This is a genomic window from Microcoleus sp. Pol12A5, assembly GCF_036701435.1.
Classification (GTDB): domain Bacteria; phylum Cyanobacteriota; class Cyanobacteriia; order Cyanobacteriales; family Microcoleaceae; genus Microcoleus.
Map to the genome: position 1 here is coordinate 1 of NZ_JAUBQU010000004.1, position 23149 is coordinate 23149.

Annotated in this window: 13 protein-coding genes and 1 tRNA gene; 11 read left to right on the forward strand and 3 right to left on the reverse strand. The window is 45.1% G+C overall.

Annotated elements, in window-relative coordinates; translation table 11 throughout:
* Nucleotides 1-176: 176 nt before the first annotated feature.
* Both QUA45_RS01735 and QUA45_RS01740 read right to left on the reverse strand, forming a co-directional pair.
* Complete coding sequence (locus tag QUA45_RS01735) at nt 177-1244, reverse strand: ABC transporter permease (protein ID WP_333219103.1); 1068 nt, start codon at nt 1242-1244, stop codon at nt 177-179.
* A gap of 152 nt (nt 1245-1396) precedes the next feature.
* Entirely contained in the window at nt 1397-2530 is a 1134-nt protein-coding gene (locus QUA45_RS01740; protein WP_333096450.1) for an AI-2E family transporter, read from the reverse strand.
* Between the two features lie 412 nt (nt 2531-2942).
* Between QUA45_RS01740 and QUA45_RS01745 the strand changes: the two genes are divergently transcribed.
* Complete coding sequence (locus QUA45_RS01745; RefSeq protein WP_333219105.1) at nt 2943-4736, forward strand: efflux RND transporter periplasmic adaptor subunit; 1794 nt, start codon at nt 2943-2945, stop codon at nt 4734-4736.
* 223 nt (nt 4737-4959) lie between these two features.
* Here the strand turns inward: QUA45_RS01745 and QUA45_RS01750 are convergent, their stop codons facing one another.
* The gene (locus tag QUA45_RS01750; protein ID WP_333219106.1) at nt 4960-8703 is read right to left on the reverse strand and encodes a chemotaxis protein CheB; all 3744 of its coding nucleotides are present in this window, start codon (nt 8701-8703) and stop codon (nt 4960-4962) included.
* Nucleotides 8704-9594: 891 nt separating this feature from the next.
* Here QUA45_RS01750 and QUA45_RS01755 point away from each other — a divergent pair.
* The 10 genes from QUA45_RS01755 to QUA45_RS01800 all read left to right on the forward strand — a co-directional run bounded on the left by QUA45_RS01755 (nt 9595) and on the right by QUA45_RS01800 (nt 22907).
* Nucleotides 9595-9876, forward strand: a complete 282-nt coding sequence (locus QUA45_RS01755) for a HEAT repeat domain-containing protein (protein WP_333219108.1) — start codon at nt 9595-9597, stop codon at nt 9874-9876.
* 116 nt (nt 9877-9992) lie between these two features.
* Nucleotides 9993-10064, forward strand: a tRNA-Gly gene (locus QUA45_RS01760).
* A 54-nt stretch (nt 10065-10118) separates the two neighbouring features.
* Complete coding sequence (gene trhO / locus QUA45_RS01765; protein ID WP_333219110.1) at nt 10119-11066, forward strand: oxygen-dependent tRNA uridine(34) hydroxylase TrhO; 948 nt, start codon at nt 10119-10121, stop codon at nt 11064-11066.
* Between the two features lie 288 nt (nt 11067-11354).
* Entirely contained in the window at nt 11355-12011 is a 657-nt protein-coding gene (locus tag QUA45_RS01770) for a glutathione S-transferase (protein WP_333219112.1), read from the forward strand.
* A gap of 345 nt (nt 12012-12356) precedes the next feature.
* Nucleotides 12357-15689, forward strand: a complete 3333-nt coding sequence (gene dpdE, locus QUA45_RS01775; protein WP_333219114.1) for a protein DpdE — start codon at nt 12357-12359, stop codon at nt 15687-15689.
* A gap of 313 nt (nt 15690-16002) precedes the next feature.
* Entirely contained in the window at nt 16003-17907 is a 1905-nt protein-coding gene (locus tag QUA45_RS01780) for a response regulator (protein WP_333219116.1), read from the forward strand.
* Nucleotides 17908-17981: 74 nt separating this feature from the next.
* Complete coding sequence (locus QUA45_RS01785; protein WP_333219118.1) at nt 17982-21416, forward strand: PAS domain S-box protein; 3435 nt, start codon at nt 17982-17984, stop codon at nt 21414-21416.
* Between the two features lie 57 nt (nt 21417-21473).
* Nucleotides 21474-21854: a response regulator gene (locus tag QUA45_RS01790; RefSeq protein WP_333219120.1), complete on the forward strand. Its 381-nt coding sequence runs from the start codon at nt 21474-21476 to the stop codon at nt 21852-21854.
* Between the two features lie 116 nt (nt 21855-21970).
* Nucleotides 21971-22354 carry an Hsp20/alpha crystallin family protein gene (locus tag QUA45_RS01795; protein ID WP_333219122.1) on the forward strand — a complete coding sequence of 128 codons (384 nt, stop codon included), beginning with the start codon at nt 21971-21973 and terminating at the stop codon, nt 22352-22354.
* A 172-nt stretch (nt 22355-22526) separates the two neighbouring features.
* Complete coding sequence (locus tag QUA45_RS01800; protein WP_333219172.1) at nt 22527-22907, forward strand: response regulator; 381 nt, start codon at nt 22527-22529, stop codon at nt 22905-22907.
* Nucleotides 22908-23149: the final 242 nt, after the last annotated feature.

Consider the following 23149-nt stretch of genomic DNA (forward strand, 5'->3'; position numbering starts at 1 on the left):
TTTACCCAAATCCCTTCTCTTACTTGATGAATGAGAGGGAATTCTTATTTTCTTCTGCCTAGAGTGACAGAAGAGGGATATTTAAGGGTTTCAGCCATTTTTGACCGATCGACCTCTTTGACTTACTCCAAAAAGTTTTCAGCTTTTTTAGGGGCTAGAAAATATCTAACTCCCAATTACCTTTGAATGCTTCTCGGATCGAGAGCATCCCGCAACCCATCCCCCAATAAATTAAACGCCAACACAGTCAAAATAATCAGTATAGCCGGAGGCCAAACCAACCAAGGCTGCAACACTAAAATTGAAGCATTAGTAGACAGGGATAATAAATTTCCCCAAGAAGGATCGGGCTGTTGAATTCCCAAGCCAATTAAACTTAAAACCGACTCCGCCACAATAAAACCCGGAACCGACAAAGTAGCAGAAATAATTACATAAGTAGCAGTTTGTGGCAAAACGTGGCGGACAATAATATAAATTGGATTTGCGCCCATTGCCCGCGCCGCTTGCACGAATTCTAGCTGTTTAATTGACAGTACCTGACCGCGAATCACCCGGGCTAAACTCGCCCAACTGATAAATGAAGTAATCAGCACAATCAATATAAATCGTTGAGCACTTGTCAATCCCGGTGGCAATACTGCTGCTAGCGCTACTAATAAATAAAGACCGGGAATCGTCATCAATACTTCGGCGAAACGCATTAAAATACTATCAATCCAACTGCCGAAATAACCAGATATGCCTCCGATTAACAATCCCAAGGGAAAAGAAATTGCTATTCCTACTAAACCGATGCTGAGGCTAATTCTGCTGCCGTGTACTAAGCGACTGAATTGATCGCGAGCTTGTTCATCCGTACCTAAAATGTTAATTTGGCCTTCTCCTGTAGTACCAAACAAGTGCCTGTCTAATGGCAAAACTCCTAAAAACTTATAGGGAGAACTTTTGACAAACAAACCGATAACAGAGGGTTTTTGCCAGTCTACAATTACCTCGCGAGCGCCGGTATTCGCATCCACCGGGCCCTGAGTAGTCGGATAAACGTGGGGCCCAATAAATCGCCCGTCTTGGGTGGTTAAATAAATCTGAGTCGGTGGCAGCAATGAACCGTTTAATTGAGAGTCGTAGGGGTCGTAAGGTGCCACAAATTCGGCTAAAAGCGCGACTGTATAAAAAATTAACAGCAGCACGGCTCCCAACCGAGCTAGAGGATTGTTTCTAAGATTTTGCCACCAGTTCATAAGTTTTTAGGTTTGAGTTTTAAGTGGGTTAGTAATAAAGACTAAAGTTCTTTGTAGAGACTTTAGTCTGTTCTTAATGGACTCAACAGCCAACAGTTAATTTCTGAGTTATAAAAGTTTTCATAATTGAATTGCTTACTACAAAAATTAGACTACTTGTGTTCATTTTCGACCAAGATTATTCTAGTTTCATCTTCTGGTATTTTCCCCAATTCCTCGCCGCTAAAAGGATTGTAGAAAAACGAGCCTGTTTGGGGCGGCAATTTGGGATTGAGTACAATTTCTACTATACTTTTTACAACCCCAGTGAGCGGGATTGCTAAGATAACTCCCAACAATCCTCCGACTCTTCCTCCTAAGAGCAAAGCTGTGAAAATAATTACCGGACTTAATCCGGTGAGATTGCCCATAATTCGGGGAGCTACTAAATTATCCTTGATTTGCTGGAGACCGATCGCCACTACCAACACTTGCAGCGCCAGCCACCAATCAATAAAGGCTACAATTATACTAACAGTGCCAATTCCCAAAGTTGCTCCAATAAACGGAATTATTTCCGTCAACCCTATAAACACGGCAAACAACAGAAAAAACGGCACTTGCAGCCACCAAAAAGCCAGAGTCAGCGAGATGGCCATAAATAGTCCCAGCAATAACTGTCCCGATACAAATCGCTGGAGGTTTCTCTCCAAAGTCTCTGTTAAAACATAGCGAATGTCTGGGGAAAAAATGCTGGTCAAACCCTGCCACACTCTTTTCCCGTCTAGGAGCATATAAAAGGAAATTACCAAAATAAAAATTAAGTCCAAAAACCAGTTGACAGTACCTACAACTAAGCCTAAACCCGTACCGGCGATCGCCTGGACTTGTCCCTGGACTCTAGCTGACAGTTGCTGCTCGAATATTTGCACGTCAAACGGTAAATTGCGCTCGGCACTCCACGCTTGAAATTCACCTAGCTGCAGCCGCCCCGACTCCAGCAATTCCGGCAACCTCACCCCCAACTGGCTCGCTTGGCTGAATACGGGCGGCACAATAGTTAAACCGATTACTACTACTATCACACCCGCAGTTAAATAAACCAGCCCCGCAGCTACTCCCCGCGGCAAAAATACTTGCAGTCTTTTTACTGCATAATTTAATAAAAATGCAATGAGTCCCGCTGTTACTAAAATGCTCACCAGTTCCCCAACATAACTGACAGCAGTTAGGGTAAACCATCCCGTCACTAGCACTAGCAGCCAAGTAATTAGAAACTGTTGGAGGGGAGAAAAGAGACTATTCATTTTGATTTTTTTTAAATAAAGTGGCACAATTTTTTCATCAGATGTGCCGTATTATACAATAAACACATGAGAGTATAGATTAGGAATAATCTGTTCAAGATTAGACTGACTTTTCTGTGCATTGATAGATAGGTGACGGCTCAGCCAGTTGGGGAAACACAAATGCCAGCCCGATCGACCCCACGATCCGAAATCACTCTAATATTCAGTATGCCCCACAGACCGATCAAATTAAATGTCGATCGTACAAACTCGGATCAATTCGCCATTGTAATGTGAAAGGGCACCACACTCACCCAAAAGGGGGACGCGGGACTGCTGAGGCCATCCGCTAAAATGAATCAAATATAAAAACCGCAATCTTTCTTTACAATCAAAAAATCACAGGCTAATAACGGCGAGAGGAACTACCGTGACCAATCAAATTTTTTCAGAAGCGGAAGAAAAGCAACCCCTTCCCCCCGTGCAGAGCGGACGTGACAAGAACTCAGCAGTGGATGTACCTGAAAGTGGGGTCTCAGAACACTCTCGCTGGTCGTTATCCGGTGAGGAAGATGAACGAGAAGTTGCCCTAGAAGCTCCAGAAATGGAGGGGGAACAATCAGAAGAGTGGGAACCAGAAGCAACTGAAGTTGGGCCCCGTAAAGAAATCAGGTGGCCGGCCTTGTTGGCGGGCGCGGGGGTTGGGGTGGCTGCAACGCTGCTAGCAGTAAACTTGACTGGGGGCAAGCAGAGTTCACCTCCGGCAGCTCCAATTCCATCGGCAACTCAGCAGGCGACGGCTGCGACGGTGACAGTGGCGCCTGTGGAATCAGCCCAGGTGGGTGAAACTTTGGAAGCGACAGGCACGGTGGCAGCCTACGACTTGCTGCCGGTACTGCCACAAGCCAACGGTTTGCAAATCAAGCAGGTGTTGGTGAATGAAGGGGATGTGGTAGAAAAAGGTCAGACGATGGCGGTTTTGGACGATTCGGTGTTACGATCGCAAATTGCCGAAGCGCTTGCGGGAGTACAATCGGCCAATTCTACCGTAGAACAAGCCGAAGCTCAGGTAGAGCAAGCTCAGTCAGCCCAACAAGAAGCCCGAGCCGGGGTCGCTCAAGCCCAAGCTGGCGTAGAAAAAGCCATCGCTGACGCAGCGCAAGCCAAAACAGGGGTCGGGCAGGCAAGGGCAGGTGTGGAACAAGCTAAAGCCGGTGTCACTCAAGCTAAAGCAGGCATTGCCTCGGCTCAGGCTAAATTAGATCAAGCTCAAAGAGAAGTAAATCGCACCCAAGATTTGGCGACCCAGGGAGTAATTAGTAAGCAAGATTTAGAAAGACGCAAGACAGAACGGCAGACTGCTGTTCAAGACTTGAACAAAGCTAAAGCTGACTTGAATACAGCTTTGGAAGAACAGAATAAAGCAGCGGAAGAAGTGCAATCTTCTCTCGCTAAAGTAGCTACTGCTGAAGCTAATATCAGTACGGCTAGAGCCGCTCTCGCCAGCGCTCGTGCAAAAGTGAATACGGCCGGAGCGAGTGTCAGCAGCGCCAGAGCAAATGTCGGAAATAACGCAGCAAGTGTCCGCAGCAATGATGCCCAAGTCAAACAGTTACAAACTCAACTAGAACAAACAATTGTTCGAGCGCCGGATAGTGGCACTGTGGCTGAAAGAATTGGTCGAGTTGGCGATGTTTCTTCGGGCAGTCAAAAACTTTTTTCGATTATTCGCGGCAACAAGCTGGAACTGCAATTAAAAGTACCGGAAACTCAGGTTTCGCAAGTCCGACCTGGAACAGCAGTCCAAATTACTTCTGACTCTGACAAGCGCATTAAGTTGTCAGGAACTGTGCGAGAGATTTCGCCGCTAGTTGACCCGCAAAATCGACAAGCTACGGTGAAGATTGATTTGCCGGCAAGCGAGTTTTTGCGATCGGGAATGTTTTTGCGCGCATCTATTTCGACGGCAACGGCTCAAGGTTTAAAAGTGCCGGCTAAAGCTATTGTGCCGCAAGCTGACGGCAGTTCTATTGTTTATAAACTTGTGGGCGAGGACAAGGTACAGGCTCAACCGGTGGAAGTTGGGGAAATTTCCGGGGGTGCTGTGGGCGATTTGACTGCTGCTAAGGTGGTGGTTAAAAAGGGTTTGAAGGCGGGCGATCGGGTGGTTGTTACTGGGGCTGGTTTTCTTAAGGATGGCGCTGAGGTTAAGGTTGCTAAATAGTTATTGGTTAGGGCTATTTGGAGTTAGGATTATTTAGAGATTATTGCCTTTTTTTTGCCGCAGATGAAGGCGGATCGACGCCGATGAACGCAGATAACCACTGCCAACATTTCGATTACGCACGTCTACGGAAATTGCATAATTAAAGCACAGTTAACATTCAACAATCACGGACGGTACAACCAGAATTGATATCAATTATGTCTTTGGTAAATATCAGTGTCTAACTTTCTGGGATATCTGTTCGTAGCGGCAACCTCACGGTAAAGGTTGCCCCTTGTCCCTCACCCGGACTTTCTGCACTAACAGTACCGCCGTGGAGTTCTACTAAATGACGGACGATCGAGAGTCCTAGCCCCAATCCAGAGTCTCTGCGAGAGAAACTGCTATCGGCCTGACGGAAGCGATCGAACACATAGGGGAGAAAATCAGGGTGAATGCCCTTACCAGTATCGCTAACTTGGATTTGAGCCATGCCATCAATGTAGTCTAATGCGACTTCAATTCTTCCCCCGGCTGGGGTGAATTTAATCGCATTTGAAAGTAGATTCCACACTACCTGTTGTAAACGGTTTGGATCGCCCAATACGTTTAGTGTTAAAGGAGTTAGCCTGGATTCCATTTGAAGATTTTTGGCTTCTGCTGCCAAAAGAACCACCTCCATTGCATTTTCAACCAGTGGATTCAGCTCAATTTCAGAAGCATTGAGCCGAAATTGACCTGTGGTAATCCGCGAAACGTCTAAGATGTCATCGATGAGCTGGTTTTGTGCTTTGGCGGCGCGCTCGATCTTTTTTAGCGCCTCCTCTGTTTTAGCCTCGTCAAATTTTTTCAGGCGCAGCAACTGTGCCCAGCCAATCATCGCATTGAGCGGCGTCCGCAGTTCGTGAGAGAGGACGGACAAAAACTCATCTTTGATGCGGTTGGCATCCTCAGCAGCCGCACGAGCCGATTGTTCTTGAATCCGAAGGCTGCGTTCTGTCTCCAACTGTTTTTGTTCGGTGATATCCTCGATCGCCAACAGAACCATCTGTGTATCGCCTATCGGAGGCATTTTGCGGGCATTGAGCAGCATTATTTTATGCCCGATCTGCTCAAAGTCATGCTCGACTTCAAAATCTTTAAACTCGGGGTTGCCTGCCAGAATTTCTTCTAGGAGCGATCGCAACTCGGGAATATTCCACTGTCCATTACCCATATCGAACAATGAGCGCTGCTCAGTTTGGCTCGGCATCACCTGAAACGTCTCGTAGAAAGAACGGTTGGCGGTGATCGCCTGCAGGTCGAGATCTAGCACTAGCAACGGTTCCCGCACGGTTTCCACGATCGTTTCGGCGTAATTTTTCGCTTCCATTAACTGCTGGGCGCTCACTTTTAGCTCGTTGATATCCACCAACATCAGCACAGCGCCATCAATCTTGTTGTCGATCGTCCGGTAGGGTCGAATGTGAAAATCGTACCAACGACCGTCTCGATCTTGAATCTCCTGAACTTTCAAATTGAGCGTGCGGATCACCTCTAAAATCCGTTGTTCTAAGTCCGGCACTATTAACTTGTGAGTGATGTCGCTCAAAGACCGCCCGACATCGCTAGAAATTAAGTTGAAGATACCTTCGATTGCAGGAGTAAACCGGCGGATTCGCAGGTCGCTTCCCAGCATCAGGATCGGAATATTGATGCTGGCCAGCAGATTCTCTAAATCGTTGCTCACCTGAGTGGATTCAACATTGCGCCGCTGCAATTCGTCATTAATCGTGTTGAGTTCTTCATTGGTTGCCTGAATCTCTTCTTTTGCCGTTTCGAGTTCCTCATTCATGCTTTGCAACTCTTCGTTGCTCGACAAAATCTCTTCGTTGGCGGCTCTCAAATCTTGATTAGCTGCTTGATGTTCTTGGACGATCGCTCCGAGATGTTGTTTAGTGGTTTTCAGTTCCTCTAGCAGCCTTGCAATCTCCTGACTTTCAGACTGTAAAGGATCGGAATTGACTCTACTATCGTCTGCAGCAGGCATTGCAGAGATCGTCGGGGACTCCTCTTGAAACAACACTAAAAAATAGTCTTTTGCCACAGCGCCGGCTTGGAATGGAATCACATTAATTCCGACCTGCCGGACGATCTCGCCCTCTTTAACTTGCAAGCCTGCCCGTGCGATCGATTGCTTCTGCCGTGAGGCTTCTTGAATTGCAGTTTGCAGTTCCACGCGCAATCCTTCTTTTGCCATTCTCAGCAAGTTAAAGCTCGCCCTACCGGGAGCGACTTCTAGGTAGGGATTCGTCTGTCCTCGAAATTGCAGAATCTCGCTGGCTGAGTTAATCACGACCCCGACAGGGGCATAGTGATTCAAAACAATGCGATCGGCCTCTTTCTCCATTTCGAATTCCTCCCATCTTTCGGTCTGCTGCGGTAGAAGGTTGGAGGCTTTCAGAGGATAGTTGCTCACATTTAAATCCATGCTGAGCCAATCCGATCGCTGTTTTTTAGTATAAATTTTATTCTTTTTGTCGAATACCGCAAAGAATTCTGAAAACTCACCAACCGTTTCCGAATAGCCTAACAGCAAAAAGCCCGCGGGTCGAAGCCCGTAGTGGAACAGTGGCAGCAGTTTTTTCTGCAACTCTGGTCCCAGATAGATCAGCACGTTCCGACAGGCAATCAAATCCATCCGGGAAAATGGCGGATCGGCGATCAGGTTTTGTCTGGCAAAGACGCAGAGTTCCCGCACGGGCTTAGCGATTTGGTATCCGCCCTCGACTTCGACAAAGAACCGATGCAGGCGTTCGGCTGAAACATTCGCGACTTGGGCCCGGGTATAAAAGCCAGTGCGGGCGCTCACGATCGCATTTTCGCTGATGTCTGTGGCATAAATCTGAATCGACAGGTTAGTAGATCGAGCTGCTAAAAACTCTAGCAAGCAGATGGCCATCGAGTAAGCTTCTTCACCTGTTGAACAGCCGGCAATCCAAATTCGGATCGGTGTTTTCGGCGATTTATCTTTGACAATTGCGGGAAAAACATTGGTGCTTAAGGCTTCAAAGCTTTCGGGGTCGCGGAAAAAGCTGGTGACATGAATTAAGACATCGTGATACAGCGCCGTTACTTCTGTCGGGGCGTTTTGAAGATATTCGGCATAATCTTCGATCCGTTCCAGCTTGTAGAGCAACATCCGCCGATTTATCCGCCGCTTCAAGGTGGTTTGCTTGTAGTTAGTGAAGTCAACTCCTGTAGCAGCCCGCAGCAAACTGTAGATAATGGCGATCGCATCTTTATTTGCGATCGTCTCTTCGCTGGTTGTCGATTCTGTCGCAGGCTGAGCGGCAATGTAGGGATGACGGCCGATCTCTGCTATTTTCTGGGCAATTTTTTCCGGTGTCAAGATAAAGTCTACCTGACCCGTAGCCACCGCAGTATTCGGCATACAGCTAACTTGTGCCGAATTTTCACATTGGGCAAAAGTAATACCACCGGCAGCCTTAATCGCTTTTAACCCTTGGGCACCATCGCCGTCGCCCCCGGACAAAATGACGCCAATGGATTTGTTCCCCCGTTCTTCGGCGAGGGATAACAGAAAAGTATCGACGGACATAAATACCCCGGTTCGTCTGCCGCGAGGCTTTAGCTTCAGCAGTGAGCCCTCAATGGTCATGCTGAAATTCGCGGGGATAACGTACACCTGATTCGGTGCTATGAGCATCCCATCTGTCACCTCATGCACGCGCATCTGGGTCGATCGAGCCAGAATCACACTCAACACACTTCCCTGACTCGGCAACATATGCTGAATTATTACAAAGGCCATGCCGGTATCGATCGGCAAATGGCTCAGTAATTCCATAAAGGCTTCCAATCCACCTGCAGAAGCTCCTATTCCGACTACAGGAAATAAGTCGTTTTGATTGTTTTGTTGCTTGCGATGGACTTGGATACCAACTTTACGTTGAGATTTCTTGGAATTATTTTTTCTTGTCATTTTTTATACCCTGTTTATTCTTTTTTTGACCAAGTATTATTTTAGAGTTTATATTTATTATAATAATTGATAATCCTAAAATAAATGATTAACCATCTACCTGCGGATATATTGAGAGGCAGTCTGCGCGTGCGATCGAGCGATTTTTAAATTATTATTATTATTATTATTATTATTATTATTATTATAGAGAGCCATACTGCCTGCATCAAGGGGGACAATCGTGAGGGTTGAGATTTATCAAAAATTCTACTAATTGTACTCTTGAAAGTTGATAAGGAGTAAATTTTTCACCTTCTGCGATCGTAGCAATTCTATGAATGTTTGCCAGAGAGTCGAGTTCCCCTCAGTTCCCCTACTTATCGAGGAACTTCCAACCGGAATCTTGTCCACCCTTCTCAAGCAGTGGGGCTAGGGATAATAGGCGGCGAAAGAAAACAGTACAATTAAGTAGATAAACCTAAAAAAACAGAAGACCATACAGAACCGTAATTAATCTTGTTTTTAGGCAGCTTGTGGCGCTCCCAAATTCGCTCGCGCCGCGTCGATATAAACTATCTCTGGATTATGTTTTTAACTGCTTCATCACTTTTGGCTGGGGCATTTTTACCTTTTGAGTCATTTCCAGAGTATCGTCGATTAGCGGTTGCCAATATCGATCTAATTCACCAATTACTTTCTGAACTTCTTCTCGTGTTTAAGTTTGAGGCTGTTAATTTGCCGACACAATCTAATAACTGAGTTGATTACTTTCCCACAATCAGGCACTTTTTGCTAATATCTTAAATAAAAGTAACAAAAATATATTTTAATGGGGCGAGGGAAATTAGGGAAATCCAAGCAGCGCTGCAAAATTCGGATTCTCAAGACAGGCTGCCGGGGGTAACTGCTGTGAGAAAGGGCGCTTCTGCGGTGGCGCTACCGATGTTGGTGAGGAAAGTGAACGATGGGGAGTTTACTGTGCGGTTCGTGGTGATGGGATGGCGGCAGACTCAAACTGCGGAAGCTTTGGCGGCGCTGTTAAAAATGATGCAGTTCGATCGCGATCGGAATGTGCGCGCAGAAGCCGCTAACTCTTTGTCAAGGTTCGGGCAAGCTTTTCGTCGCGATGACAATTTGCTCGTCCGCCGCAGTTCATGGCTCCGCTGTGCGATCGGCGATCGCCCAAAATAGATTGTCAAAATGCTATACTCAAAATCAGAAAATAGTTGTACAATGTTTTTCTAGTCATTTTTTACCGCTGCGCCTCCAAAGTCAAAGAAGGTGAAAACAGGTAAAATACACTAAGCGCGGGCGTAATTCAGTGGTAGAATGTCAGCTTCCCATGCTGAACGTCGTGGGTTCGAGTCCCACCGTCCGCTTTGACTGAATTTTCATAGAAGTATGAGAATTAATTAGTGCTATAAATTCAATCTATGACTTATTTCTTAACCGCTGCTTTATATAAGTTCGTTGAACTACCTGATTTTGCTGAGCTGAAAGCACCGCTACTCGATTGTTGCAACAACAACAACGTCAAAGGCACTATCTTGCTAGCCCAAGAAGGCATCAATGGCACGATTGCAGGCTCATCCGAGGGCATACACGCAGTGCTGGCATTCTTGCGTAGTGACCCGCGTTTTGCGGATCTCGTACACAAGGAATCTTTCTCGGAAAAAGCACCTTTTTACCGCCTGAAAATACGCTTGAAGCGCGAAATCGTCACGATGGGAGTACCGGACATTAATCCCCGCCTCATGGCTGGCAAATATGTTAAGCCGGAGGAGTGGAATAAGCTGCTTGAGGATCCCGATGTTGTCGTGGTTGATGTGCGTAACGACTTCGAGGTATCTATGGGTACTTTTGAAGGCGCTATTAATCCAAAAACAAAAAGCTTTTCTGAGTTACCGGAATGGGCGCTGCGGGAAACTGCTTTACGCAATAAACCCAAGGTGGCCATGTTTTGCACGGGTGGTATTCGCTGCGAAAAATCTACTGCTTTTTTGCGTACTCAAGGTTTTGATGAAGTCTATCATCTCGAAGGCGGAATTTTAAAATATTTGGAAACGGTGCCGGAAGCAGAAAGTCGTTGGGAAGGCGAATGTTTTGTCTTTGATGAACGGGTTTCTGTTGGTCAGGGGTTAAAGCCGGGAAACTATGAACTTTGTCGCGGTTGTCGTCACCCGATTAGTCAGGAAGATAAGGCTTCTGAATTATTTGTACTTGGTGTGAGTTGTCCTCATTGTCATGACTCAAAAACTGAAACCAAAAAACAAGCTTTATCTGAACGTCAACGTCAGATTGAGCTTGCTAAGCGTCGCAACCAAGTACATATAGGCGCGCGCTACGATGCGAAGGAAAAAGTAGATGGTGCGATCGACTAATATGATTATTCACTAAGCTTAAAGAAACCCCTTTTATACGAAAAATCTTGTTTAGCGACAAGGAATCTACCAAGGAACGGGGTTTCTGACCCGAAAAACCCGGTCGCGCGATCGACTAATTATATCGTTTCCGGCGCAGACCGGAATGATATCAAATCCGCGCTTCATCGTCGGGCATAAAATCTAATCCTGCGGTCAACAAATAATTCGCGCAATTTTCATTTATTTGACCAACAGTCAACAGTCAACAGTCAACAATAATTCCGGTGCAACCGGAATTGATATAATATGTCAGCAACATACCCGATTTTATATTCCTTCCGCCGCTGTCCCTATGCTATGCGCGCGCGCTTAGCCTTGATGGTTAGCAATCGGGTGTGTGAGTTGCGGGAAGTTGTTTTGCGAGACAAACCACAAGAGATGTTGGAAGTATCTCCCAAAGGTACAGTACCATTATTGATTGATGTTGATGGGCAGGTACTCGATCAAAGTATCGATATCATGTTGTGGGCCTTGAGACAAAATGATCCTGAAAAATGGTTGATGCCACAGCAAGGTTCTGTTACAGAAATGCTGGAACTAATCGCTCTATTTGATGATAGGTTTAAATATCATCTTGACCGTTATAAGTACCCCGATCGTTATCCCGGTGTTGATGCCCAAGTACATCGGTATGAAGGTTCTTTATTCCTGGAGAAACTCAACTCACAGTTAAGTGCCACTAAATATTTGTTTGGTAACAATGTAGCATTGGCTGATATGGCGATCGCACCTTTTGTTCGTCAATTCGCTCATACGGATCGAGCTTGGTTTAACGAACAGCCTTGGCCACAACTACAAGCTTGGTTAGCAGGGTTTACAGACTCGGAAATTTATAGCAGTGTTATGCAGAAATATCAGAAATGGGAATCCGGTAATCCAGGGGTTATTTTTCCTCCCTCGTAATTACTTATTCTTATTCGCTGCCCGCATATTTATTAATTCTCAAAATGTTATTTACCATGCTAAACTTATTGTTTTGAGAATACCAGATTGACCGAAAGCATCCAGGGTACAAGCCCCCGGATTCATCCGTGAATAAATAAAAAACCTATATCCGATAAATAAGCCCCCGAATTTATCCGTGGGGTCAATCCTTCAATTCTTTAATCTAAAATCTAAAATTTAAAATCTAAAATCGATTGGCTGTCATTTGACTAGAAAAGTGATGCAGGCAAAAATTGCGTTTTGCTAAAATTTTTAACTGGAAAGGATTTATTGTAATCTAGTAAGTATTGTCAGGCTGAAATTATGATTGATGTTGGTTCGTTAGTTCGATCGCCCCGAAACGATTTGGGAGTCGGAAAAGTTGTCGAGGTATCGCGTACCGAGGCGGTAGTTGAATATTTTTGCTCAGTTAAAAACCGCATCCGCAAAACTGTACCCTTGGGTTTGCTGCAAGAAGCCAGACTTCAGCGCCAAACCCGCTGCTACCTCTGGAGTACCACTCAGGAAAGATGGATAATTGGGCGAGTTTATGACTGGGATGAAGATAAATTAGAGTACGAAATTGATCTGCCCGACAGCCAAAGTTTGCAAGCAGTCGAAAGCGAACTTTACGTTCGCTGCAATATCCCGATCGCCGATCCGATCGACATTTTAGCAGTCAAAGGCCAAGAAACGCCGTATTTTCACGATCGCCGATTGGCATTTGTTCAATCTGCGATCGAACAGCGGGCCGTCAGCCGCGGCATGACCGGTTTAATTTCTGCTAACATAGACCTCTATCCGCACCAAGTTGAAGTCGTCCGGCGCGTCCTAGAAGACCCAATCGTGCGCTATTTATTGGCAGACGAACCAGGATTGGGAAAAACAGTAGAAGCAGGGACAATTCTCCGCCAATTCCTGCTAGATGAACCCAACGGACGCGCGGTGGTTCTGGTTCCGAAATACTTGCTCGAACAGTGGCGGCAGGAGTTAGAAAATAAATTCTATTTGTCTCATTTTGCTGACCGAGTGCAGCTTGTGGCTGTTAGCGACATCAATCAAATTAGCCGCAACGCTAACCTAGATTTTCTGATTGTGGATGAAGCGCATGATGTGGCGGCAATGGCCAATTCGAGCGATCGCGCTCAGCAGCAGTCCTTTGAACTCTGTCAGAAACTAGCTCAGAAAAGCAAAAATGTATTGTTATTATCTGCAACGCCAGTTCTCGGCCGCGAGCAAGATTTTCTAACGATGCTGCACTTGCTAGAACCCACAACTTACCGTCTTGATGACCTGGAAAGCTTCAAAGAACAGGTGCAAAACCGTCAAGAAATCGGCCGCGCTTTGCTGGATTTCCGAGAAAATGCCAAGCCTGCTGTTTTGCAAACAACACTCGCTCAACTTCGCACTATTTTTGCCAAAGATGATTTTTTAATCGGATTAGCAACCGAGTTAGAAAGTTGTTTGAAAACTAAAGAAACAGCAGAACAGGCTCGCCTTGTCCGAACTATTCGCACTCACGTTAGCGATACCTACCGTTTGCACCGCCGCATCCTTCGCAACCGCCGGGATGCGGTTGAAGATGTGATTTTCGATCGAGATGCTGTCCCCAAAACCGAGTACGATCTGAATGACGAACAGTGGGCGGAAATTCAAACCGTACTCGATAAATGGCGCACAGTCGCTCCCAAGTCTAGCGAATATCAGAGAATTTTTCTGCTATTTTTCCGCGCTTCCGGTACTTGGCTGAGTGTTTTAGAACGGGTTGTCAAAGCTCGCTTGCAGAAAAAATCGACTCCAGAACTCGATCGCGAATTTGGACAAAATGACACGGCAATTTTGACCAAAACTGCGTTGTTTCCCGAAGAAAGGGAAATGCTGGAAACCTTGCTCAACACCCTGGAAAAGCCCCAGGAAGGACTCGATCGACTGAGTTTGTTACGAATCGCGATTCTCCGATTTCTGGCAGTGGCTTTGAAGGTTCCGCGCGAGTATCACAGCAAACCTCGCGATTTGTTGTCGCGAATTCAACAGCAAATAAAACGCCCGATTCCGGGCGAGCGTTTCCCGAAAATTGTGATTTTTACCAGTTTTACGGCAACTTGTAAAGAGATTGCGGAAAATTTAGCGAAAATCTTTGGTAAAAATGCGATCGCCAGCCATGACACGACCAAATCGGCTGATGATGTGGAGGCTAGTCTCAAGCGGTTTAAGACTGAACCGCATTGTTTTATCTTAGTGTGCGATCGATCCGCGGAAGTAGGGGTAAATCTACAAGTGACAGATTGGTTAGTTCACTTCGATTTGCCGTGGTTTCCCAACCAGTTAGAACAAAGACTCGGCAGAGTCGATCGCATCGGCAGCAAAATGGGAGTGCAATTTTGTTTGTTTGCAGGCCCGGATTTGCCAGAGAGTCCCCACGAAGCTTGGTTTCAAGTTTTAAAAGATGGGTTTGATATTTTCAACAAATCTATTGCCAGCCTTCAGTTTTATGCTGAAGAAAAACTTCTCAAACTTGAAGAAAAGTTGTTTGCTGAGGGAGGCAAGGGCTTATCAAGCGAAATTGAAGCGATTAAAACTGAAATCGAACAAGAGAAAATCAACATAGACGAACAATACGTTCTCGATGAAATTGATACTCTTGATGACAGCGCATCTCAGTATTTTGAATCTCTCGATAACTGCGATGCTAAGCATAAAGAAATGCAGCGGGCCACTGAAGGCTGGTTGTGTCAAGCTCTTCACTTCAAACAAATCGAACATCCGAGTGTATCCGGGCTGTTGCGCTATCAACCTACTCAAAAAACGTTGATTCCCTCGAACGATTTGAGAACCAGATTGATTCCTTATTGCCAGCAATATGGCAGTTACAATCGCCGCATTGCTCATCAGAATGCGGATGTCGCTCTTTACCGAATTGGTGAGGGATTGATCGATGCACTTGGCTCTTATATTCGCTGGGACGATCGCGGTCAAGCTTTTGCTATGTGGCGGCATGATGAAAGTTGGGATGCTGCGCCTGGGAAGGAGTGGTTTGGCTTTCAGTTTAATTATTCAATCCAGACTGATGTGCAGCCTGCCGAGCAAGTTTTGCAAGCACAAAACATCGAAAATTACAACTTAAAAGCTTTGCAGCGCCGCGCTGATGCTCTGTTTATCCCAACTTTTGAAACTGTGTTTGTAGATGCTCGCAGCGAAGAAATGTCTCTGGTGGAAGATGCGGAAATTCTAGCGATTTTGCAGCGGGCTTATAAGGGGAAAGGCGGGCCAAATCGGGATTACAATTTGTCGAAAAATCGCACGTCGCTGATTGACAGTTTTGTCGATCCGCTAGATTGGGATGATTTTTGTCAAAAGGGACGGGTGGTATCGGAGGAATTGCTGCGCGGGCGATCGGCTTTTGTGGAAATGTGCAATAGTTTCGCTGTCACTGCTGCTATCCAACTCGAAAACCGGGTAAATCAATTGCAATTGCGCTTGAATCGACTTTCTAAATCCGAACAACTTTTAGAATCGCTTTTAGCTGAGGAAATCAGTACGGAAAGTTTGTTGAGTGAAGCGGTTTTAGCTGGTATTCGCCGCCCGCACATGACTCTTGAGTCTGTGGGATTTATTGTGATTTCTGGGCGTCCTCCTGTAAAGGAGGATGAAGGATAATTTGTTTGGGAGGGCGATCGCTCTTTTTGAGGGCGATTCCCTACCCTTCGGGAACCCATGCGGGAAGATAGCTTCGCTTCACGCTCTTTTTCAACCGCAGATGCAGGCGGATAAACGGGGATGGACGCAGATGAATGAAAGGGCGATCGGTCTTATTTAAACTGCGGAAGTGACAGCAATTTTTAGGTTATGGGACTGTAAAAAGGGTAAGATAAAAGCAGTAGTAATGAGTAGCAGTGATTTAGTTAAAAGCCACGTTTCGGTCTGACATCAAAGCGCGTCGATCGCATGGGCATTGAACCGCACAGCCAAAATGAAGAAGTCTCCGGTAAAAATTCTGCTAGTAGAGGACGATGGAGGGCTGAGTGCAACACTCGCCAAGGTTTTGGAAGCAAATCATTACGGGTTCGATCGGGCAAATGATGGACAAGCGGGCCTAGACTTGGCAGCAGCAATTGAGTATGACCTGATTTTGTTAGACGTGCAGGTTGCCAAACTAGATGGGATTAGTCTATGTCGGCAACTGCGATCGCAAGGCTACCGCAAACCGATCCTGTTGATGACGGCAAATGATTCAGATGCGGAGGTGGTGGCTCTTTTCGATGCGGGAGCCGATGATTACATTAGCAAGCCTTTTGCTACGGAAGTATTACTGGCAAGAATCCGAACTTTATTGCGACGCAGTAAAGCACTTTCCCCAGCAGGTTCTACTCAGAATTCAGCGACTAATACATTGACTTGGGGAGATCTTTGTTTAGATTTGGATGCTGGTAGAGTGACATTTTGCGAACAAATAATTTCACTGACAGCGACAGAATATAATCTGCTGGAATTATTACTCCGAAATCCCGATCGCATTTTTAGCCGCAGTGCTATTTTGGATCGTCTGTGGGGATTTGATGACGCACCAACCGATCGCGCCATTATCACTCATATTAAGGATGTCAGAAAGAAACTGAAGGCCGGCGGCTTAACTGAAGAAATCATCGAAACAGTTTATGGCATGGGCTATCGACTGAAACCGTACCCCCAATCTGCGTCATCTAGTTCAACTAATCCTGGGATTGAGCGCACCCAAAAACCTCAATCTCGCCGGATAGATAAGTCTGAGAGCGACAAAGTGTTAGAGCGGTTTCGGGGAGTATTCAACCAACAAATGGCTGTATTGGAACAGGCAAAAACCGATCTATTAGCCGGAAAGTTAGAAACAGAATTACAGCAAGCGGCAAAACATGAAGCTCATAAATTGGCAGGCTCTCTGGGATCTTTTGGTTATCCCGAAGGCTCGAAATTGGCACGATCAGCAGAGCATTTACTAATAAACGATCGCTCTTTGACTGCTGAGGAAATTACCCGCTTTTCGGAATTGGTGACAGGATTACAGCAGGAATTAGACAAAACACCAATTACATCAACGGCTGCACCAGTTTCTACTATTTCAAATTTTAACTATCGGGTTTTGGTAGTTGATGATGATGCTGCATTAACAGAGCGATTGAAATTAGAATCCGAAGCTTGGGGATTTCGGATGAAAATTGCGCCCAATATTACTGATGCCCGATCGCGTCTTGCTTTGTCAATGCCCGATGTGATGTTACTAGATTTAAGCTTTGCAGAGACAGAGGAAGATGGATTGACGCTACTGCGAGAACTGAGCGAGCGATCGCCTACTCTTCCTATAATCGTTTTTACCGGACGAGATAGCCTTGCCGATCGCTTGGCTGTATCGCGCTTAGGTGCTAAGCAATTTCTCCACAAACCTGCAACCACCGAGCAAATTTTTCGAGCGATCGCCCGTGTTCTACCCAGTCCCAAAACTTCAGAAGCCAAAGTTTTAATCGTAGATGATGACCCTTTGATGCTGGTTAAATTATCAGCGTTACTGACTCCTTGGGGAATTGAGGTGACAAATCTCAAAGAACCACAGCAATTTTGGGAGGTGTTAATTAGCATTGAACCAGATTTAGTAGTGCTGGATCTAGAAATGCCGATCGTCAGCGGCTTAGAATTGTGTCAGGTTGTCCGACAGGATATCCAATGGGAAAATTTACCGATTTTGGTGGTGACAGCCCATACCGATCCAGAATCTCTCCAACAAGCCTTTGCAGCGGGAGCCGATGATTTTATTACCAAGCCGGTACTAGGGCCTGAATTAGTCACGCGGGTACTCAGCCGAATCAAGCGCACTCGTCCTTTACTTAAGCCTGCGAATAGTTAAATAGAACTTACGCACGAGGGCTAAAAACCCGGTTTCCGCCTCAATCTAAAAAATGTAATTAATTAAGTAGATTAATGATAGAAAATACTGATGAAGATTATGGGAAATGGCAACAACAGCCACACCCAATCCTGGCTAAAACAGCAGTTTCTCTCTCCGCATCCCTCAAACTAGAAGATATTCTCAACTCTACGGTCACGGAGCTCAGAAACATTCTGCAATGCGATCGCGTAATTATCTTCCAATTTTCTCCAGGCTGGAGCGGAAAGGTTCTGGTAGAGTCAGTTGGTTCAGAATGGACAGCAATATTATCCACTCAGATACACGATCCTTGCTTGGGTCAAAGCTATATCGAACCCTTCAAACAAGGCTTATTCACCTCTAAATCTGATATTTATACTGCCGGAATTGATACTTGTCACCGGGAATTCCTGGCAACTTTTCAAGTGAGAGCTAACCTGGTTATTCCTATCCTTGAGGGAGAAGAACTTTGGGGATTATTGATTGCCCATCAGTGTGCAGCACCTCGCGAATGGCAACCCTCAGAAATTGAACTCATGCGACAGCTAGCAACTCAAGCGGGAATTGCCATTCAGCAAGCTGATTTATTTGAGCAAGTACAAAGGGAACTGAGAGAGCCAAAACAAGCAGAAATTGCCCTACAACAACTCAATACTGAACTCGAACAACGAGGCATAGAACGGACAGCAGAACTCAGTGAAGTCAACCATAGCTTGCAACACGAGCTCAGTCAAGTTGAAGACCTCTATAATAATGCTCCCTGTGGCTATCATTCCCTAGATGCAGCAGGAACAATAATTATGATTAATGATACGGAACTGAAGTGGTTAGGCTATACCCGCGATGAAATTGTAAATCAAAAGAAATTTGTTGATTTACTGACACTTGAAAGTAAAAATATTTATTATCAAAACTTTCCCTTATTTAAAAAACAAGGCTGGATCGAGAATTTAGAGTTTGAGGTGTTGAATAAAAGCGGAAAACCCATTTGGCTAAACTTAAATGCTACAGCAATTTATGATGAAGCAGGTAACTTCATGATGAGTCGTTCTAGCGTATTTGATATCACCTATCGCAAACGTACTGAAGAAGCATTTCGCCAATATGAACGCATCGTATTCAATACAACAGATGGGATTGTGTTGATGGATCGCAACTATATTTATCAAATAGTCAATCAAGCTTATTTGACTTGGTGCAACAAATATGAAAGCGAAGTTATCGGAAATTCTGTTAGAAATATCCTGGGTGCAGACGTGTTCGATAACTTGATCAAACCTCGGTTAGATAGGTGTTTGGCGGGCGAAAAAATTCAGTATGAAAACTGGTTTGATTCTCCCAATTTAGTCAGGCAATTTTTGAGCGTTACTTATACACCTTTACGTGATGCAGGCGAAAATATTGTAGGGATAATCGTTATTCTGCGCGATCTGACTAAACTTAAACAAGCCGAACAAATGCTGGAGCTTCAGGCTGTCATTACCCGCAACATGGCGGAAGGAATTTGCTTAGTAAGAGTAGATAATGCAGTTATTGTCTATGCCAATCCTAAATTTGAGCAGATGTTTGGCTATGACTTTGGCGAACTCAACGGTCAGCACGTTTCGATTCTCAACTATGGCAACGAATCGGTCAGTCCTGAAGATGTAAATCAAGCCATTCGGTCTGCAGTTTTACAAAGGGGTGAATTTAGCTATGAAGTTCATAATGTCAAGAAAGATGGAACTCCATTTTGGTGTAGTGCCACTTGCTGTGTATTCAATCATTCCGACTATGGCGATGTTCTGGTGGCAGTTCATCAAGATATCACAGTAGCGAAGCACCTCGAAGAAGTTCGACAACAGGCGGAAGCAGCCTTACTACAGAAATCTCGAAAGGAACATTTGCTATGGAGGATTACTCAAGGGATTCGCCAATCTTTGGATCTGAATGCGGTTCTAAATACTGCGGTTACTGAAATCAGGCAGACATTACAAACAGATCGCACTGCCATTTACCGCTTTAATCCTGATTGGAGTGGTGATTTTGTCGTGGAGTCAGTTGGTGAGGGTTGGGTAAAACTGATAGGAAGCGAGCTTCAAAAAAATTGTGCAGATACCTATCTGCAAGAAACTCACGGCGGTCGATTCCGCAATCATGAAAAATTTGTTGTTAATAATATTTACAGCGCTGAAATTCAACCCTGTCATATCGAGCTAGTGGAACAATTTCAAGCAAAAAGTTATGCAGTTTTCCCGATATTTTTGAGAGAAAATCTCTGGGGTTTGTTAGCTATCTACCAAAATACGGCTCCTCGTCAATGGCAATCGTGGGAAATAGAATTACTTGAACAGATTGCCAGCCAATTGTCGATCGCCATTCAGCAATCCAAACTCTACCGACAACTTAAGGTCGAACTGCAAGAACGCCAGCAAGCCGAAGCCACGATCCGAGAAGCCGAACGACGCTGGCGATCGCTCTTGGATAACGTGCAGTTGATTGTTGTCGGACTTAATATAGAGGGAAATGTCAATTACGTTAATCCTTTCTTCTTAAAAATTACGGGATATACTCACCCAGAAGTTATCGGAAAAAATTGGTTTGAAAACTTCTTACCCGGTTCTCTTCAAGAATCAGTTAAAATTGTTTTTTCAGAAGTTTTGACCCATAATTTTCATCCCTATTATCAAAATTTTATCTTGACCAAATCGGGTGAAGAACGGTTCATTGCCTGGAACAATACCATGCTGCAAGATTCAGAGGGAAACATCATTGGAACTATCAGCATTGGGGAAGATATTACCGAACGACAAAAGCTCGAACACATTAAAAATGAGTTCATTGGCATTGTCAGCCATGAACTTCGCACTCCTTTGACAGGAATTCAAATGTCATTGGGGCTAATAAAAAGTGGGGTTTATGATAAAAAGCCCGAAAAATCTAGACGCATGATTGAAATTGCCATCCTCGATACCAATCGTTTAGTGAACCTGGTTAATGATATTTTAGATTTGGAGCGCATAGACTCCGGGCGGGCAATTGTGGAGAAAACCGTTTGCAAAGCTGCCGATTTGATGCAGCAAGCAGTAGATAGCACTCAAGCGCTGGCTACTCAACAGCAGATCTCATTAATCGTTACCCCCACGGATGCAGAAGTCTGGGCAACAAGAGATGCGATCGTCCAAACTTTAACAAATTTGCTCAGTAATGCGATTAAATTCTCACCTGCCGATTCCACAATTCATCTGAGTGCCGAAAACCAGGCAGACTTTGTGCTGTTCCAAGTTAGCGATCGCGGACGAGGCATTCCTGCCGATAAACTAGAACTCATTTTTGGTCGATTTCAGCAAGTCGATGCCTCCGACTCCCGCGAAAAAGGAGGCACCGGTTTAGGTTTAGCAATCTGTCGCAGTATTGTTGAGCGGCATGGCGGCAAAATCTGGGCGGAAAGTATCTTAGGTGAAGGCAGCACATTTTGCTTCACCCTACCCTTACCCACTATTGAATAACGCTTAGATTAATCTGCAGTATCAATCCCAAATCCAAAATCTCCAATCCAAAATCCCATGACAGACAGACAAATTCTAGTTGTTGACGATGAAGAACACCTTCGGGAACTTGTGCAAGCCTGCTTAGAAGATTTAGGCGGATGGAAAACAGTGGGGGCAGGATCGGGAGAGGAATGTTTACAAATACTGCAAATAGAACAACCCAACGCTATTTTGCTGGATGTATCAATGCCGGGAATGGATGGGTTTACTGTGTACGAGATCCTCCAGTCCGATCCGATTACCCGATCGATTCCAGTGATTCTGCTGACAGCGAAAGTTTTGCCCAGCGATCGGGCTAAATTTGCCCAAATGGCGGTAGCTGGGGTAATTGCCAAACCGATCCAACCCATCACCTTGACGGAAGAAGTAGCAGAGATTTTGGGATGGAATGAATAACTTTCACCATTTTTGTCAAGTTTTGTAACAATAACGAAATCTTTACCAATTCCTTACCGTTGCTATTTAGTCTCCTGTTATGCAGCTAACAGTTCTTTGCATTAGGAGGAGACTCAATGAATGCTTTTCAGGGTGTGAATGATGTAAATCAGGATCTCACAGGTTCATTTTCCGGTTTGCCCGCTGGTTGTCAGCAATCCACACCTTGGATTGCTCATACAGAGGAAACACCGATCGCAGGCATTAAAATTCAAGAAAAGGATGTGACACTTATCCTTAAAGTTGACATTTCTGACCTTCATCTTGTCAAATTGAATCTCCACATCACTCCAGAAACTGTTTTAATTCAAGGTCAACCTACCAAAGTGGCTGGAGTAGAAGGTTATTACCTTCCTAGGGGATTTCAAAGTCTCATCCCGTTGCCCCACCGCGTACATCCTGAAATCTATGTGGCTAAAATACACCAGGATCGTTTAACAATTCGCTTGCTAAAGAATTGAGAGTTGAGCAATCCGAAGTTCGGATTCAACTCTCAAATACACATCTTTGAGCGGTTGCTTAAAGATGTGTATTTGAGACCCAATTGGCAACCCAAAAATTAATTTATAATCAAAAAAAATGAACGCTTTGCAAGTAGCTAATTACGATGGCAGGCTCCTGCCCGAAAACAAGATGATAGGGAAACAAATTCTCATCGTTGATGACCAAGAACACCTCCGCGAACTCGTACAGTTGTGCCTGGAAGACCTCGCGGGATGGAACACCCTGGTGGCCGAATCAGGACAAGAATGTTTACAAATCCTAGAAACAGAACGACCTAATGCTATTTTGCTGGATTTATCAATGCCGGGAATGGATGGGTTTGCTGTGTACGCTCGTCTCCAATCCGATCCCATAACTCGATCGATTCCAGTGATTCTGCTGACAGCAAGAGTTATGTCAAGCGATATGGCTGAATTTGCCAAAATGGGTGTTGCTGGGGTAATTCGCAAACCATTTGAACCCACAACCCTGCCGGGAAAAGTGGCAGAAATATTGGGATGGAATGATTGACACTCCCTGGTATGGCAGACGCAGGATTCTTAAGAGTTTACCTCTACATTCATAGAGTTGCTGCTTCCACCCAGCTTACAGCACTTGGCAACAAAAGAAAAATACACTTTCGTCGACAAAAAAGAGGTTTTTATGACAAGCTGTCCTTGCTGCACGAATCAAATGCTGCGTCACCTTCGCCAAAGTCAAGTATACTGGTTTTGTCGTCAGTGTTGGCAAGAAATGCCTGTTTACCCTCTTAA

Bases quoted from the DNA above. Each gene is read 5' to 3' on its own strand.
- dpdE (WP_333219114.1), top strand. From the start codon at position 12,357: ATGATTGATGTTGGTTCGTTAGTTCGATCGCCCCGAAACGATTTGGGA.
- QUA45_RS01795 (WP_333219122.1), top strand. From the start codon at position 21,971: ATGAATGCTTTTCAGGGTGTGAATGATGTAAATCAGGATCTCACAGGT.
- QUA45_RS01735 (WP_333219103.1), bottom strand. From the start codon at position 1,244: ATGAACTGGTGGCAAAATCTTAGAAACAATCCTCTAGCTCGGTTGGGA.
- QUA45_RS01785 (WP_333219118.1), top strand. From the start codon at position 17,982: ATGATAGAAAATACTGATGAAGATTATGGGAAATGGCAACAACAGCCA.
- QUA45_RS01780 (WP_333219116.1), top strand. From the start codon at position 16,003: ATGAAGAAGTCTCCGGTAAAAATTCTGCTAGTAGAGGACGATGGAGGG.
- QUA45_RS01790 (WP_333219120.1), top strand. From the start codon at position 21,474: ATGACAGACAGACAAATTCTAGTTGTTGACGATGAAGAACACCTTCGG.
- QUA45_RS01740 (WP_333096450.1), bottom strand. From the start codon at position 2,530: ATGAATAGTCTCTTTTCTCCCCTCCAACAGTTTCTAATTACTTGGCTG.
- QUA45_RS01750 (WP_333219106.1), bottom strand. From the start codon at position 8,703: ATGACAAGAAAAAATAATTCCAAGAAATCTCAACGTAAAGTTGGTATC.
- QUA45_RS01800 (WP_333219172.1), top strand. From the start codon at position 22,527: ATGATAGGGAAACAAATTCTCATCGTTGATGACCAAGAACACCTCCGC.
- trhO (WP_333219110.1), top strand. From the start codon at position 10,119: ATGACTTATTTCTTAACCGCTGCTTTATATAAGTTCGTTGAACTACCT.
- QUA45_RS01770 (WP_333219112.1), top strand. From the start codon at position 11,355: ATGTCAGCAACATACCCGATTTTATATTCCTTCCGCCGCTGTCCCTAT.